Annotated in this window: 12 protein-coding genes and 1 pseudogene; 8 read left to right on the forward strand and 5 right to left on the reverse strand. The window is 59.0% G+C overall.

Annotated features, from left to right (window positions below; genetic code table 11):
- Positions 1–22 precede the first annotated feature (22 nt).
- From ACM6JT_RS16605 to ACM6JT_RS16615, 3 genes are all read left to right on the forward strand, one after another.
- A complete protein-coding gene (locus ACM6JT_RS16605) occupies positions 23–1,483 on the forward strand; it encodes a hypothetical protein (protein ID WP_414856872.1) in 1,461 nt (486 codons plus the stop codon).
- Positions 1,484–1,905: 422 nt separating this feature from the next.
- Positions 1,906–2,184: a hypothetical protein gene (locus ACM6JT_RS16610; RefSeq protein WP_034185034.1), complete on the forward strand. Its 279-nt coding sequence runs from the start codon at positions 1,906–1,908 to the stop codon at positions 2,182–2,184.
- 422 nt (positions 2,185–2,606) lie between these two features.
- Positions 2,607–3,608 (forward strand): hypothetical protein, encoded by a 1,002-nt coding sequence (locus tag ACM6JT_RS16615; RefSeq protein ID WP_414856883.1) that lies wholly within the window; start codon positions 2,607–2,609, stop codon positions 3,606–3,608.
- A 728-nt stretch (positions 3,609–4,336) separates the two neighbouring features.
- On the opposite strand, the gene ACM6JT_RS16620 is transcribed toward ACM6JT_RS16615, so the two are convergent.
- Both ACM6JT_RS16620 and ACM6JT_RS16625 read right to left on the reverse strand, forming a co-directional pair.
- Complete coding sequence (locus ACM6JT_RS16620; RefSeq protein ID WP_034185036.1) at positions 4,337–5,230, reverse strand: oxidoreductase; 894 nt, start codon at positions 5,228–5,230, stop codon at positions 4,337–4,339.
- 292 nt (positions 5,231–5,522) lie between these two features.
- Positions 5,523–5,774 (reverse strand): annotated as a pseudogene (locus ACM6JT_RS16625) (integrase core domain-containing protein); the annotation flags it as partial.
- A 750-nt stretch (positions 5,775–6,524) separates the two neighbouring features.
- Between ACM6JT_RS16625 and ACM6JT_RS16630 the strand changes: the two are divergent.
- Both ACM6JT_RS16630 and ACM6JT_RS16635 read left to right on the forward strand, forming a co-directional pair.
- Complete coding sequence (locus ACM6JT_RS16630; protein ID WP_414856873.1) at positions 6,525–6,662, forward strand: hypothetical protein; 138 nt, start codon at positions 6,525–6,527, stop codon at positions 6,660–6,662.
- Entirely contained in the window at positions 6,659–6,775 is a 117-nt protein-coding gene (locus ACM6JT_RS16635; RefSeq protein WP_414856874.1) for a hypothetical protein, read from the forward strand. Before ACM6JT_RS16630 ends, ACM6JT_RS16635 begins: the two co-directional genes overlap by 4 nt.
- 545 nt (positions 6,776–7,320) lie before the next feature.
- Here the strand turns inward: ACM6JT_RS16635 and ACM6JT_RS16640 are convergent.
- A complete protein-coding gene (locus ACM6JT_RS16640; RefSeq protein ID WP_414856875.1) occupies positions 7,321–8,241 on the reverse strand; it encodes a hypothetical protein in 921 nt (306 codons plus the stop codon).
- Complete coding sequence (locus ACM6JT_RS16645; protein WP_414856876.1) at positions 8,242–9,366, reverse strand: type IV toxin-antitoxin system AbiEi family antitoxin; 1,125 nt, start codon at positions 9,364–9,366, stop codon at positions 8,242–8,244.
- Positions 9,367–10,205: 839 nt separating this feature from the next.
- On the opposite strand from ACM6JT_RS16645, the gene ACM6JT_RS16650 reads away from it, so the two are divergent.
- Genes ACM6JT_RS16650 through ACM6JT_RS16660 form a run of 3 tightly spaced genes read left to right on the forward strand, consistent with a single transcriptional unit; the run spans position 10,206 to position 14,503 of the window.
- Positions 10,206–11,546: an ABC-three component system protein gene (locus ACM6JT_RS16650; RefSeq protein ID WP_414856877.1), complete on the forward strand. Its 1,341-nt coding sequence runs from the start codon at positions 10,206–10,208 to the stop codon at positions 11,544–11,546.
- Entirely contained in the window at positions 11,536–12,201 is a 666-nt protein-coding gene (locus tag ACM6JT_RS16655) for an ABC-three component system middle component 1 (RefSeq protein ID WP_414856878.1), read from the forward strand. The genes ACM6JT_RS16650 and ACM6JT_RS16655 overlap by 11 nt, the downstream gene beginning before the upstream one ends.
- Positions 12,176–14,503: an AAA family ATPase gene (locus ACM6JT_RS16660; RefSeq protein ID WP_414856879.1), complete on the forward strand. Its 2,328-nt coding sequence runs from the start codon at positions 12,176–12,178 to the stop codon at positions 14,501–14,503. The genes ACM6JT_RS16655 and ACM6JT_RS16660 overlap by 26 nt, the downstream gene beginning before the upstream one ends.
- A gap of 275 nt (positions 14,504–14,778) precedes the next feature.
- On the opposite strand, the gene ACM6JT_RS16665 is transcribed toward ACM6JT_RS16660, so the two are convergent.
- Positions 14,779–15,453 (reverse strand): hypothetical protein (locus ACM6JT_RS16665; RefSeq protein ID WP_414856880.1); only part of this gene is annotated, 675 nt, incomplete at its 5' end.

Raw genomic sequence — 15,453 nt, forward strand, 5'->3', positions numbered from 1 at the left:
GACGCGCGGCGGAGCCGTTGAGATGGCGGCGGCCGCGCGCCCTGCGCGTTCGCCGGTGCTGCGGCCCGACGTTCGCCACCGTGTCCGCGAACTGCTGTCCGCGCAGCAGGGCTTCGGCGCCCTCGATCCGGCCACGCGCCGCGATCTCGCGTCCGGGCTGGTGCGGATCGGCTCGATCGCGCTCGACCACGACGCACTCGCGGCGCGTCCCGGTGCGGCGATGGCCGTCGCGCAGAACGCCGGCTCGGACTATTCGGGCACCGCCATCGGCCGGATGGCCGGCACCACCCGGGCGGTGCTCAACGCGGTGTCGTTCCCGCGCTTCGTGACCGAGCTGATCACGGGTGTCTTCAAGGCGATGAACGATTCGAACCAGCAGCAGCTGACCGCGTTCGTCGACCTGATCCGCAACGTCGCGCAGACCACCGAAGGCTTCGCGGACAGCAATGTCGGCATCGCCGGCGCGCGGCAGTGGCTGGCCGAGCATTTCCCCGCCGCCTACCAGGTCACCGGCGACGACGATGCCGCGGACGATACCGACGACTTGGCGGGCCTGCCGCCGGACGAGCGCCGCCAGCGCCAGCAGGAGCTGCAGGCCGAGCGCGATGCCGCGACCCGGCTGACGTTGCGCCCGGGCGCGTCCCCGCCGGCCGAAGCGGCGCTGCGCAGCGCACTGGGAATGGGGCCGGGCGACGCGGTCCCGGCTTCCGATCCCGAGCGCCTGGTGCCGCTCGCGCAGCAGGTGCTGGCCCGCAACCGCCAGCAGTTGCTCGCGACGATGGTGCAGATGGGCCTGCAGCGCATCGTCATCGAAAGCGGGCGGCTCAACGCCGCGATGAATTTCCATATCGACGCGAGCAGCGCCGCCGCCAACGACCGCGGCTCGCAATTCGACACGCGCAACACGGTGGGCGTGAGCGGGGGCGCACGCTTCGGGCCCTGGGGCGCGGAGGCCAATGTGCAGAGCACGATCGGCTACGTGTCGACCGACCGGACCCAGACGACCGAGAGTTCGCACGCCGACGTCAACCTGACGAGCGGCGTCGAACTGGTGTTTCGTACGGACTACGTGCCGTTGAACCGGCTGGCGGGCGTGGGCGACGTCGAGCGCATCCGCGTCAACACGATCAATCCGGATGCCGAAGCGGCGCGCCTGTCCTCCGATCGCGCCGCCCAGCGCAGCGCCGAACAGGCCGACCTGGCCGCCCGCCGGACCTCGCTCGACGGCGGGCTGCGCCCGCCGCCCGGCGCGGCGCCTGCGGCTTCCGGTTCCGCCGCTTCAGGCTCGGCAGGGGGGGCCGGCGCCGGCCAACCGTCCTCGTCGCCGTCTTCTTCTTCGCCACCGGCCGCGGCGCACACGTCCGCGCCGCAGCCGCCTTCCGGGCCTGGTGCCGCCGCGTCCCCGTCGCCCGCGCACCCCGCGGCGGCGGCACCGCGATCGCCTGCCGGCGCAACGGCGGCGGGACACCGCGCAGCGTCCTGAGCGCGCCATGGGTGACCACGAAATCGGCCACCGCGCAGTTGATCTTCACGTCGTGATCGTCGAACAACATCTCGTACACCACGTTCGCTACGTTCAAGCCGGCTGCTTCCATCAGCACCAGGCTCACGGTGCCGTCCGTGGCCAGCGTATTCACTGCTTCTATGGAAATGGACAGTCGCATGTGCGATGCACGGATTCAAGAATGAAACGTGTCGAAGGATGCAAACCCGTATCGCGCAAACCGGAAAGTGTTCATAGGATGGATAAGCCGCGCGCGTATGCCGAGGCGATCGCCATCGATGCGAGGTGTCGATGGCGCCTGGAACCCGAGTGGCGACGTTCGGTGGCCGCCGCAACGCAGCGTGACAAGCGCGCGGCCGATCGCGATTGCCCAATTCGGGTCCATTCTTACGGGGGGCAGCATGGTGAACTGGATCAGCCGTTGGGCGATGCGTCACGCCCCGACGCCGGAAAAAACCGCCGCGTCGATGCTGGTGACTGCACGCATGGAATTGTTCGCTGCCGAGCAGCGTGTCATCGATGCGAAATTGCGAGCAAGCTACTGGAGCACGCGCGTTGCGTTTCTCGAAGAAGTGCAGCAGCAGGGCATCGATCCTTGGGTACACGCGCTGCCGTCGCTACGACCTGAAGCCGAGTTCACTACGCTTGGCGCGGGCCCGCGTCTCGCCGCCGGCACTTGACGGCCATCCGCTGCGCGATCGCTCGCGGTTTCTGGAAATGACGATCCGGTAAATGAGGATCAATCAGTCAGGACGCCGGTGGCGGACGTCGCGAAAAGTGCGCCCGCCGGCGCGTCGCTGGATTCGGCGATTGCCGCCAAGCGCGTTTTGCGAAACACTGCAGCGAACCGGCCAACAGGCGGTCCAGGTCGCCCAAAGCAACCTCGACATGGACGTGATGGACACCTCGGCATCCATCAGGCGCGCTGTCGAGCCGGCGGCACCGGCCGCCACGCGGTGATGGCCGACTGTCGTCGGAGAGGTGGCCAGGCGTGAGCGCTCGCGGCGAGCGCTATAAGGCGCCAGGGATACCGGCGCCTGCAGATCGCGGCGCGATTCGATCCTCTGGTTTGTTGCCATTGTTATTGCTGGAGCGTGCCGGAATGGGAAAACACTCTGATGTTCGCTTCCGTTATGCGTTCGTCGCCGCCGTTGGCCTGGCTGTCGCGGGCTTTGCGAATGCCGATGAAGGCGCGCCGGGCCCGTCGAGCGGGCCCGCCCCGGGGCAACGCACATTCGACGCATACGCCGTTTATGGGAATGGCCGTGCGAGCGAGGGCGGCAACATGCACTGGCGCGCTTACGAAGTCGGCTTTGGCCAGGCACTGAACGATTACGCGTCGGTGTTCGTCGCCTATCTGAACGAAGGCCATCCGACGGACAACCATCGCGACGGTTTCGCGCTGCTCGGCGCGGCGCGCTTGCCGCTTGGCGGAAGGACGGCGCTCGAGTTTGCGGCAGGTCCGTACTTCAGCATGAACACGACACACGTCGGTGATGGGGCGCGCAACGAGAAGCGTCTCGGAATCCGCGCGTCGGCTGCGTTACGCTACGAGCTTACGCCCAATGGCATCTATCTCAAGGCGCAGTACAACCGTGTTCAGATCGCGGGCGGCCACTCATCCGACATGGTGCTGTTCGGCATCGGCTCGGGATTCGGCGGCGACCCTCATCCGTCTCTGTCCGACGGCAGGACTCAGCTGAGCGTCTGGGCCGGAACCTCGCAAACGAACCGGCCGCGGGTTCCCATCCAGAAGGGGTACATGGTCGAGCTCAAACGACCGATCGGCAATGCCTGGGCATATTCGGCAAGCTTCGTTTACGAGGGCGTCAACGACGTCGCTGCCAGAAGGGGCGCCGCAGCCCAACTCTGGTACGTTGCGCCAATCTTGAGCAGATGGAGTCTCAGTGCCGGAGTCGGCCCCTATCTTGCATACGACAAGAGTGCGCCGTCCAACCGGATGAAGCTTGCTGCGCTTCTCAGCGCGCAGATCGGCTATGAATTTACCAAGGACTGGACTGCGAATCTCCGCTTCAACCGTGTCGCGACCGGCAACAACACGGACCAGGACATGTTCATGATCGGATTGGCCCACAATTTCTGAGGTTGGATTGCCGTGCAGGAATCCTGAAGATTCTGCTGACTTCGCGCTAGCGACGCGCTGGCCGCCGGCCCAAGGCAACCGACGAGCGAACGGGCGTTCGCGAGGATCGTTGCTTCCGGAAAGGACGCATCGGAGTATTTGGGGCGTTCAACGAAAGCGGTGCGAAAGTGCGACGAGGGCTCCCCCGGGCTTTGCTCGAGCGGCGGGTCGTTACTATTCACGATGCTCGTGTCGGTGTTCGTGTCCGTGCGCGGTGCCAGGCGAGCGCGCCGGCCTGCCCCTGCGCTTCGGATATGTATGTGTTGATCAGAGCACCGAACAAGTAGAAAAAAATCTCCAAATCACCGGAATCGAAAAAAATAGAGAAATTGGCTTCTCCTGGCCGGGCGGTATGATTCCTCAAGCGAACGCACTACCCGATATGTGGGAAGCGGTCGCGTGCTACGGCTGAGCCGTCGTTCGCCGGGTTCCCGGTGTGCGCGCAAGTTCGTCTCGCGTTCGCCGCGTGGCGGCTAAAGAAATGTTCATCGGCGGCATCGGAGCGATTGCCGCGCGAGGACATACTCCTCGTAGCCTGCTGTTCGGTCTCGGCGCGAACGAGCCACGCGTGACTTTTACGGGCGACGCTGCAAAGAATCGCGCCGAACTGCTTTATACAACATGGACGCAGCGGCCGACAGAGCGGCGAGTCACGGCACGATAGATCGAAATCAGATCGACGGGAAATCTTAGCCCGGGCCGTCGCTCGCGGCTGCCAGAAGTGGCACGACCAGATCGCTAATCGGCGTAGGAATTCCGTGTGATCGAGCACAACGCTGCACGACTCCGTTTCGGCTGTCCCATTCAAGGGGACGGCCAGCTTGTCGGTCGGCGAGGATCGAAGTGCCCAGGTCGGCCGGGTAACTACGGAATGCATCCACGATCGCCTGCGGGACCTCGTCGCCCAGCGTCGCACCCTCTGCCCGAGCAACCTCAAGACACTCCTGCAAATAGGCTAGAGCCAGCCCGGCAACGTCGGTGCGGGAATACATGCCAGCGCGACGACCCGCGAGAACCATTAAACCGGCGACCGCGTTCTGTAAAAGCTTGCGCCACGCGACGGACGTGAAGTCGGCCACGACGTCGACCGAACATCGCGTGCCTCTCAACGCCGCAAGGACGATGCTGCTCTCCGGCGTGTCTGGCAATGTGAGGCGCGCTTTGCCCCGTAGCCAGACCGAGGCGTCAGGTTCGCGTTGGGCAGGGAACCATACCACCGAAGGTAAGACTAGACTGTCGGGCACGTAAGGCGCGAAGAGCGTTTTCTGTTCAACGCCGTTTTGCAACACGCAGACAACAGTTCTCTTCCCGCACAGGGCAGAAAGCCACGACGCTGCCGCGTCCACCTGTGTTGATTTCACCGCGACAAAAACCAGGTCGAATGTATTTTCGACCTCGGCCGGATTGGTTCGCACAGGTCCAGGTACCACGATATGACCGCCGTCGAAGCGCAGTTCCAGGTGTTCGTGCGCTGAGCGGCCGAAAATGGTCGGTGTGCGTCCGACCTCATGAAGGGCCGCCGCCACAGTCGTGCCGATGGCCCCCGGCCCGACGAGGGCGATCGCTGGATTTTCTGACATCATCACTATCGTTCCGTCCCAATAGTCTGTGCTGGTTCCGCAGCATGCGGCTCCCATCTATCCATAGTCGCTGAGCGACGTGCTCAGGATCTGCACATCGCTCTCACTGACCTCAGCACATCGGCGACCACGCTTCAGGCAGGCAAATCGTCGAGGCCGCCTTCTCGATCTGCTGGGGGCCGCCGTCAGGCGGCCATAGTCCTGCGGCATAGTGCTGTGCCCGCAGGTTCATGCGCTCTTCCAGGCTTGAGAATCTCCAGATGAACCGCACCGGGAATCGTGGAGGCCAGTTGGTTTAAGTTAATGCAGGCACTTCATCAACGTTTCCGAGATGCCTGTAGTAGTTTGCCTCAGCTTCAGCAGGCGGGATATAGCCGAGCGGTTCCATCAGGCGATGAAGGTTGTACCAGGCGACCCATTCCAGCGTTGCCAGTTCGACGGATTCCCTCGTTTTCCAAGGGGCGCGCCGATGAATCAGTTCCGTCTTGTACAGGCCGTTGATCGTTTCGGCCAGCGCATTGTCGTAGCTGTATTGGGGGCTGGAACGGAAAGCCTTACAGGCATTGGCTCACGGAACAGACACGATCCAAAGTTAAATGATTTGTGATGTCTGGGTGTTCCGTCGAGGTGCGCTGGAATCCGTTGAAGCTCCGGCTGGCAAGGGCCTTCGAGCGGGTGAGCCGCCCATGTTTACCGAGCACCTGTTCGCGCCGCAATTTTTAGTGTCTTTTTAGTGTTCGTCGAGAGGCGCGGCGAATCCGGAGTTTGGCTTGCCGGTCGGATCGGACAGGGACACGAGCGTTGTTTGACTGCGGTCATGCATCACGCCGAGCGTGTGATGCGCGTTGATAGACGGATGAGTTTGCAAGCTAGCGCGACCGACGTGTGGTGCGCGTGTGGACGCGGAAGTTTGACAGTTTTTTCGTAGCAACTTCAGGGGGCGAGTTAGGACGTGCGCGGTTGTGCAGTGAAAGAGGGGCGCAATGCGCTCCGCCGAAGTGGTCCATTTCGAGGCAGGATCCGGCGGAATGAAGGAGAACATAGTAAAGGCTAGGTTACCCTTCATTTCGGAACAGGCATGCGCCTGCGACTGATTTCGTGACTCGTTTAACTACTTTTGTATCTGCCGCAGTGGGAGCGGCTGCTGCGGACACGGCAAGTGCGTATACCCGCCCGATCTCGCCGCCGGCAGCCGGAAGATGACGATGGGCGCATTCTCTCCGCGGCGCGGGGAGAATGCGGGAGCGCGCTCGCCAGGGTTCCGCCGCTATCGAGATTCCGATAACGTGGCCATGGCTTGGCGCTGCCTGCCGGCACCGATTTCTTCGATCCTGATAAGGCGACCGAGCTGATCCTGCTTCCCTGGTGGCTGACGTTCACCGCATGGTCAATGCCGCGCGGGCTGGCGCGGCGGTCGCCGTCGATGCTGCATTGACGTTGCTCTACTGGCAGATCGGCCGTCATGTTCGGGAAGATGTGCGGCGCGGTGAGCGCACCGGCAATTCGCAACAAACCGCTCCGGCGCTTGCCCGTGCGCTGACCGCCTAGTATGGAAGTGGCTGGAGCGAGCAGCAGTTGCGTCAATGCGTGGGTGTGCTTAGGTCTTTCCTGACGAACCAATTCTCTCCGCAGTGCGGAGAGAATTGAGCTGGACCCGCCTGAAGACACGGATGTATCTCGACGTTCCGCTCAAGTGCGACTTCTGCATCGAGCTCTGCCGCCTGGAACGCTGGTCGGGCGCACGTTTCCGAGGTAGGCGCCCTCGCGTTGATACTGGACACTGGCCTCGACCACGTGGTCAGCAAGTCCTATTTGAACGGCTGCGAAGAGGCGCCGGCGTGCCTGGTCAGATGTTTCACACGATCTATTCGACGTCATGCTAGCAGGGGCGGACCGTGGCCTGCGTCTCGATGATGCCGGTGCGGTTGATAGTGGTGCCGTTTGTGATCGGAGGGGTACGCCGTCTGAGCCTACCGAACGTTGTGTGCGTCAAGTTCCGCAGCTACGCCTTACACATCGCCTGCCGTGGGCGGGTAGTCGGTTTCCTGCATCGCCCGCGAAGTTCGGGTGATTCCCCTAGAAAGCGAACGGCGTCAAGTCTTTGGCTGGCGTTCGGCGAGCTTGGCGTTGAATTCATCAAGGAGCGCTTGAACGAGGCCCGACGCAAAGCGCTGGTCTCGCACCAAGGCATCATCGTCGGCCTGGTAGTGGAATTTCGCGTAACCGACTGATCCGACCTTTTCGTATCCCTCGCCATGTTCGTCATCGCAGAAGCGGCGGTGCAGGGCCGAGAGTCCTGCTTCGATCGCGCCGGGATGGGTCTGCGACAACGCGCGCTGCACGAACTGTTCGGCAACCTCGTCGATCTTCCCCGCGTACCGCAGCACATGGATGAGGTCGGCCGCATCCTTGTTTTCCATGCGGTCGTCTAGCGCCAAGGCCTTCAGAATGACGAAGGCAGGCACGTCGGCAAAGCGAACCAGCTCAGTAGAGATACCTCCACCGTCCAACAATTTGCCCGTGATCTCCCGTTCCTGAAACCATTCATGCACGATGCCGGCGTACTTTACGGCTAGCGCGGAGACACGTTCACCGTCGACGTTTACCGGTTTCCCGGGCTGCGCGTCGCCAGCGTCGCGAAGGAACTCAACGAGCACAAACATATGCTCGTTCACTCGCCGCTGCCACCGCCACGAAGACGGCTTACCGTTTTCAGGATTCACGTGCCGCTCGAATCGACGCGCAGCAAGCTGGTCGGCCAACGCAGCGTAGCCATCGCCCTGGGCGATCACTTGAATGTTGAGGACGACGTCGACGTCAGAGGTTCCAGCGTGTGCGGGCACGTCAGGCGGCGCTTCAGGCGTAAGGTACCGTGGCACCAGACCGCCCACGAGTCGCAACGTATTCTTGAGGCTGCCGAATGCGCCGAGCAGGGTGAGCAAGGTGCGCTCGCATGCGGTTGTCACGTCTGCATCGTAGCCGATGGCGTTGGCTGGTTTGGCTCCATTGGCCATTTATAACTCCAGTCGTTCTAGAACGTGTTGGGCCAACTCCTTGTTTCTGCCGCGGCCGTCGAGCAGGTCGAGGTAGAGGATGAAAGGACTGGCGAAATAGGACGGATACTCATCGGGACGTACGCCGCGTAAGTCGCGAAACAACAAGCTCGCGCCGGTGCGCTCGACCAGAGTGACATTTGCGCCCTTGTCGGCTGGCTTGAGCTGAAGCGTTTTCGCAAGCTGCTCAGCGTGTCCCGGCGAGACAATGATCTCGGCGGTATCTACGCTGGTAAGCAACGGAGCGTAGAGGTTTGCGGCGGCCGTGCCAGTAAATGCGTAGTCGAACGAGACCCCGCTCTTGCTGAGCTTGTGCGACAAGTGCGTAAGCAGCACCTCGGGGCGATCCGCAAAAGAGTACCAGCGGGTGCGTTGCTCCTCGCGCTTTGTCCAGTGCTCGGCCCATGCGTCCAGCAGTTGCCTCGGTCTAATCAATCGTCGTCGAATCGTGCGGCCAGCACCAACGGACTCGCACCATTCACGCCGCTCCAACTCCTGCAGCACCACGGAGCACGTATAGGAGGAGCTCTTAGTCATATAGGCGAGGTCGCCCCCGGTAATCCATTCGTTTCGGTGCTCCAGCAGCGCGTGAACGACCATTTCACGTGCGTCGGTGAACAGTGCGGTGACCGCCTTCCTTGCCGACGCCTGCTCCGGGCGCTCGATGTTGATGAACCAATTGCGCCAACGCAGAAACAGGTTGCCATTCCGCTCGAAATAGCCAATCCCGCGCTTTCGGAGCATGTCCCTTGCGCCAGGGCTCAGCGACTCAGCAGCAACCATGGTCAGCAAGTCCTGCGGGCGCTCGGACGCGAGCTTGTATTCGTCGAGCCTCCAGATCGCCTCTCGGATATCCCGCGGATAGGCGTGGCGAAGCGTTTCCACGGCGATATCGGCCGATTTGCCGCCGGCAAGAAGCGTGATCAGGAGATCGAGCCTCAATCCGTCACCGGTCGGCTGTTCGGCTTGGCGGGTGACGATCTGCCCATCTGTGGCCTCTGCGAGAGCGGCGCAGAGCTCGTCCGCGACCTCGGCCTCGTAGGTGAGGCGGGCCGTCACCTTCTGACTCTGAGCGGGCTTTTCCATGGGCGTAAGCAGGGATGGTAATTTTGCTGATCAGCATAGCATAGAACAAAGGCTATACTTTAGCAAAATTAGCCAATTTAGCTGCACAGCTAAGAAAGGTGGACGGGCTAAGGTAATGCACATTAAGTGTCCCTATTTACCTGAAGCCTGGGTAAGGGGGGGCGAGCGCTGCGCCCGAGCCGTCAACAAATCGGGCTTCCATGTCGGCACGAGGAAAGCACAATGGAAACTGTCGTTGCGATGGGCAGAAACATCTTGTTACACTCGCCAATCCTAGAACAAGACAGAGAGAAGACACCGGCGACAGCAAGTGGAGGTTAAAGCAATGCACGCACGAGCACCAGCCAACAGCCGTGCTGCGCGTGACCTGCCCCCTTCAATAGAGCCAATGGGCTTCTAGCAAAGTCCCTTTTGAGCGGCCCCTAGTAAACAGTGCCATGATGTAAGCGAGTTTTCGTCGGGCCTATCCTCATCTGAGCGGGCGGGAGTGCGACCCGTGCTCCGGTCTCATACCGTCGCGCGGTGCCATCTGGGTTGAGCGCGGCAGCACACTGCAGGCCAGGCAGCGGGGGCGGCCCGCCGCGGCGATCCCTCCGGAAGTACGTTGCCTGCGGTGCTTGCTCCCGGGACTAGGTGCGCCGGGCTGCTGCCCGCAGATCGGACGGAAGAGCGCTGGCACGGAAGAACCTGGCATAACCGCACCTTGATCGCGATTGCGCAAGCACTTCAACCGGTTTCCGCCTCCTGCTTCAGGCGCCGGGTCCATAAAAAGGGCTTCTCTCCGATCTGGGCGAAGTCGTATCACGCACGGCTTACTTGGACGATGTGACGGCGATGCAGTGCTTGATCTGCTAGCCAGCGAGGATCGGGATATCAAGGCTGAAAAACACTTCCGGTTCGTGATATTTTCATATGGTAAAGGGGTATATGGCGGCATGCACGGGGCCGGTATGAACGAAAAAGACGAAAACTATCCAGATAGTGCCATTTCATCCTGGAGTGGTTTTGTATATCAAGGGAAGATTGCGCTTTATCACTGTCTTACCCTCATCCTCCAAGGATGCGTTGACTTTGAGCTTCAGCTCGACAGTACTGATGATTTCGCAATCTACAGGCAGGGAACATTGTCCAGCGCTCACCAGGTCAAAGCGAAGGTGGGAATTTATCGGTCAAGCTACGCAACAGCGCTCGAAAAATCGGCAAAAATCGAACTTGATCGAATCGCGGGGACTGTGCGCTATTTTCATGTCTCGGTCGCAATCTCAGACACGACTGATCACGTGGATGCGAATGGTGAAATTGTCAAGTTCTATTCGTACGGTGGCGACAAATATTGTGCGCTGGATGGTATTGAAACATTAACCAAGGCATTGATTTCAAAAATCTGCGCAAGCAGATCGATTGAATTAAGCGATAATCTACTCGATTCCAATTACTGCGTGCTGTCGGAGAGGATCAGTTCCAAGGCCATCGAGATTCACAAGAAAATTCAGGTCGATGGCGACTCGGAACGAAAGGCCGCATATACGAACCGGATATCCGGGGAAAGCATCCTTCAGGATATCCTGAACAGGAATCCGTACGATGACACCGTGTACTACGCGATCGAATTGAAGAGCCGGCTTCATGCTCATTTGGAAGCGAGGCTGGAGAAGGCCCTTCCTGATATGACCGACGTAGCCTATCAACGGGCAAGGCGGCTGTATGAGCACATCCGGGATACCAGGGCCGATGAGCTGAAAACTCTGTGCCAGATGATGAAGCCATCAGAGCGCTTTTCGCACATACAGAAGGAAGATATCCGGCGTTACGCGGACCTCATCCAGAAGATGGGTGTCGAGCCGATTCTCGAAACGCTTCCTCACTACCGGGACAAACAAAACAAGTTCTATGTCCCTACCGCGCTGAACCTGCACGAAAGCGAGGAGCATGACGAATGCGCCGTGAACATTCGCGGGGAGATGAAGAGCAATGATCATCTGCTCAAACTGCTATATGAGTACAACAACCTTATAGCCGCGATGGCGCAAAGAACATTTTTGGTCGACACAAAATACACTGTCAGCGCGGACCTCGATGAACAGGAGACGCAGGAGCGCATCGACAGTAATATCACCAAAACGCTATGTATCAGTATTGTGACAAAGCAGGATGCGGAGGCCAGGCTCAATGATCATTGAACTTATTCATGAGGCTCTCATCGCACATCACTTCATCAACGTACTGGAAACCCCATCCGCCCGATTTTATTGTCGGGAATCAAGCTCGGCCGTCCGGTTCGTAATACTGCACGAGCTGGAGGAGCTTATAGATCCGTCCAGGCTTAATGCAGCGATGAACCAGTTGGTGCCCGAGGTCTTTTCAAGCAATCCTTCATTCAGGAAGAATTGCGATCTGATATGTGTGCATCATCTGAAGCAACTGGCTGATTTTAAAAATCACGAAGAAAAAATATTTGCCATCGAGGAAGATCCCCACTTCTTCAAGAAATATGTGCTTTATTACAGTGATGCTGAGGACGGTACGCTGCGCGATCAATCCTATAAGGACATTCAGGCGACCATTGCCGATAAGGCACTGTTCGACCAGTATAAGGACCAACCACTGACTGCGACGCAGTATAGCGTGGCGGCCAAAATTTTTATCAAATTGCCTTTCCTTGAACTGCCATTCGTCAAACGCGAACTTGTCCCGTTGCGAATGCAGGCACAGGGAGCGGTGAGTGAGGTTGGTTTGACAGCAACCTACGAGAGCATCCAGAAATTGAACAAAAATAATCTGGAAAGTTTGATCAAGGGAATGATTGACGATGAGCTGGCAAATATCAAGGATTGAAGTTTCGAGTTTCAAGGCGTTCAAGCACATTTTGCTGGACATCGACGGCTCATCGCTCGTGACGCTCGATGGTCCAAATGGGTTTGGCAAGACCAGCATTTTTGATGCGATCGAGCTGCTGCTCACGGGGAAGATCAAAAGGATCAACAATCTTTTCTTGAGGCTGATGACCGCCTACAAGAAAAAATACGAAGACAATCTCTTCTGGAACGTCCGGACCGGGGAGAGCGATCTGCTCATCAAGATTGAGTTCCTGAACGATGATCGCACGCTCGTGCTGGCAAGATATGCTGCCGCCCAATCGTTAAAGGATCAGGAACTCAACCGTGCGGATAGCTTCTCCCAGTTCGGTTTGTTCGAATTGTCAGATTTTTCGTCATCTGATTTTTCTTCAGAAAATCAGCGTGACGATAAATATATCGATGAACTTTTTGGAAGAAATTTTAGGGAAAATTTTGGCTTTCTGAACTACCTTGAGCAAGGGCAGAACCAGCTGTTGTTCACACGGGTAGATCAAAGAAGGGATGTGTTGGGGAGTCTATTCAACATCACCGATATCCAGACGGAGATTGCGAACTGCAAGGAATTTGAGCGCGGATTTGTCAGGTATCTCAAGGATTCAACGCGTCAGGACCGGGAGCGTGAGCTAACCGCTGAATGTGAAGCGCTCAAAGCCATCAATCACGCTGATCAGGGCAACGTCGAATACAGGAAGCTGTCGACGGCTTCCCCGCAGCCTGGCTGGGACGCGGAGAATCCCTTTCCGGCCTATTCGTCCGATCTCTTTGACCAGTATCAGGAATCCATCCGGAAGCTGCATGAGCTCCTTCCCCTCAAAAACGCTGTCCGGGTGAGGGTGCAAAATGAGCAGATCGAGGCGGATGTGGCGCAGAACATGACTTCCTTGCGAAGTCTTGCCCAATTCGGAACGGATATCAAAAAGCTGGATGCGCTGGACAACGTGCGGAAGGAACTCGATCTGTTAGCCAATGCGAAAGCTGTTCTCCAGCGTGGCGCGACGGTTATCACGCGCGGAGAGGCGCAGAGACTCCCGGGCTGGGACGCGGAGCGCTTGAGAGTGTTCGACGAGCAAATTGCCGCGCGTGATAGCTTACGCCAGCTGGATCAGGCAAATGCTGCTGTCGCGGCTGAACTGACTCGCCTGAAAGCTGAACTGCTCGAGGAGCATGCCAAGATCTATCCCGAAGATCAGGCTTGTCCACTGTGTGGTGCCGACTGGAAGGCGCACCTCGCGATGGTGCAGGCCATTGAGGGCAGGTCTCAGGCGGTCGCCAATACATTGAGCGTCAATGGGAAGGCCCTGGTCGAGTTGACCACCCGGATGACCGAAGCGCTGGCGTCGATCGCCACGCACGTGAGCACCCAGGAATCCTTATTGTCTAGTGGCTACAATGAGGCGCTGCACACGGCCCTAACCCGAGAGCGGGTTCGCCTGCCCGTCATTGAGCAACTGGCTGAGAGACTTCTGGGTGCCGGCACGTCGGCCAGCTATGCGTTCACCGCGAATGCGGAAGAGGTGGACACTCGTCTGCAGGATTTGCTCACGTCCATGCGCAGCAAAAGAACCGCGGAGACCGAATCCTTGCCCGAGGACTGGCAGCGAATCCTCACTGGTAGCTTCGGTGACGTTCAGGATTTTTACCTTGTCGAGCAGCAGGCACTGGCAGACAAGCGTCGCTACGTTTCCATCAAGGCCAACGAAGCAAGAAATGCCAGATTGCAGAAGTCTCTTGAGTCGTTGAAACAAATCCAGAGTGAGAATAGCGCTGCTGCCCGGGCTAGCGAAAAGATGCGCAGGCTGCGTAACACGCTCGAAGAGGTGGAGCGTACCTATGCGGACCATACCATCTCGGAAATTGAGCTGATCTTCCATATTTACAGTGGGCGCCTTATCCAGAACTACCAGCGTGGTCTGGGCCTCTTTATCGAAAGTCGCGATGGCAAGCAGCTAAGATTCGTCACGGCCGAAAAGTCGGACCATGATGCGGTCCTTGCCATGAGTTCAGGGCAGATTTCGGCCCTGAGTTTGGCGTTCTTCCTTTCTCTCAACAAGGTCTACGCCGGTGTCCCTCTGATCCTGATTGATGATCCTTCCCAGTCTCTGGATGAGGTCAATGTAGCCTCACTCACTGATCTGCTTCGCTGCGAGCTTAAATCGCGTCAACTCATCGTATCGTCGCATGAGGAAGACATTTCATCCTATATGCGGTACCGCTTTAACAAGGCCGGCCTGAGCACCCGCTCGCTGAACATGCAGCTTCTGGTGAAGGGCGCGTCCTGATCGCTATCGTCATTGCGTTGTGCTTTTGCAGGCCTAATCGCGTGTCATCCTCGGATGGCACTACAGTCCCACAACCAGAAGCAGAATCAAGCCCCGAAGCGACCGCTCCGTGGGCTGCGACTGGCAAACTAGGGTGCCAGCCTCTTTCTATGAGGCGTATGCTGGTCACGAGCGCGATGAATTTTATATCCATTTGATAACCAGTTCAGAGCAGCGAGATGCGCTCACGCACGAGCACTCGTTCGGGCTGAAAACGACATGTCCAATCGTTGTGCTCATGATCCGTCCAACAGCAGTGTCTGGAACATGCTTTTGACTTCACTCTCGTTTAGCGAACTTCGGGGGAGATTCTGGTTAGGCGATCCAGTCCCGCGTGTGGGTTCTTCTGCTTGATCCGCAATGGCGGCAATCTCGTCGCGAGCTTCACGTAGCGGCGCCGCGAAGAATCGTGACCGCTGCTTGCGCTGCGCCAGCTCGGACAAATTTTCAACCAGCTGCTGCCTGTCGTACAAATCTTCGCAGCTATCAAGATCATTTCGCCAGCCTCCGTTCATGTACGAACGTAGGCCCTCAAAGAACTTCTGCCCGTTGCGTTGCTGCCAGCCCCAGGTGGCCTCGGGGAGGTCGATCAGCTGTCGCCAGTGGCTGGACCGGGCATGTGGTAGCGCATCGAGCAGCTTCTCCAGGACGAGCATCCGAATGGTCGCTCCGCGGCCCGCAACGAACCGGTCCAGCGTCGCCATCTCCTGCACAAGTGCTGGCGTATCCCAAAGAGTGACCCACTGCGGACGCCAATCGGCAATCAGCCGCTCCATGGTGTCATATAGCTGATCGAGGCCCGGCTCTGCATGCTCGACATTGCAGAATTCCGCGAGGAATCGCAGTCGTTCCACCGCACCATAGTCAATCCGATGGCCAATGTCCTCTCCCTCTTTAGAGGGGATCCAAAC

It is taken from the genome of Burkholderia sp. IT-111MI5, from assembly GCF_949752865.1.
Classification (GTDB): domain Bacteria; phylum Pseudomonadota; class Gammaproteobacteria; order Burkholderiales; family Burkholderiaceae; genus Burkholderia; species Burkholderia pyrrocinia_C.

Excerpts from the sequence above, each read along its gene's own strand:
- ACM6JT_RS16605 (WP_414856872.1), top strand. The coding sequence starts at position 23 with ATGGCGGCGGCCGCGCGCCCTGCGCGTTCGCCGGTGCTGCGGCCCGAC.
- ACM6JT_RS16610 (WP_034185034.1), top strand. The coding sequence starts at position 1,906 with ATGGTGAACTGGATCAGCCGTTGGGCGATGCGTCACGCCCCGACGCCG.
- ACM6JT_RS16615 (WP_414856883.1), top strand. The coding sequence starts at position 2,607 with ATGGGAAAACACTCTGATGTTCGCTTCCGTTATGCGTTCGTCGCCGCC.
- ACM6JT_RS16620 (WP_034185036.1), bottom strand. The coding sequence starts at position 5,230 with ATGATGTCAGAAAATCCAGCGATCGCCCTCGTCGGGCCGGGGGCCATC.
- ACM6JT_RS16640 (WP_414856875.1), bottom strand. The coding sequence starts at position 8,241 with ATGGCCAATGGAGCCAAACCAGCCAACGCCATCGGCTACGATGCAGAC.
- ACM6JT_RS16645 (WP_414856876.1), bottom strand. The coding sequence starts at position 9,366 with ATGGAAAAGCCCGCTCAGAGTCAGAAGGTGACGGCCCGCCTCACCTAC.
- ACM6JT_RS16655 (WP_414856878.1), top strand. The coding sequence starts at position 11,536 with ATGATCATTGAACTTATTCATGAGGCTCTCATCGCACATCACTTCATC.
- ACM6JT_RS16660 (WP_414856879.1), top strand. The coding sequence starts at position 12,176 with ATGAGCTGGCAAATATCAAGGATTGAAGTTTCGAGTTTCAAGGCGTTC.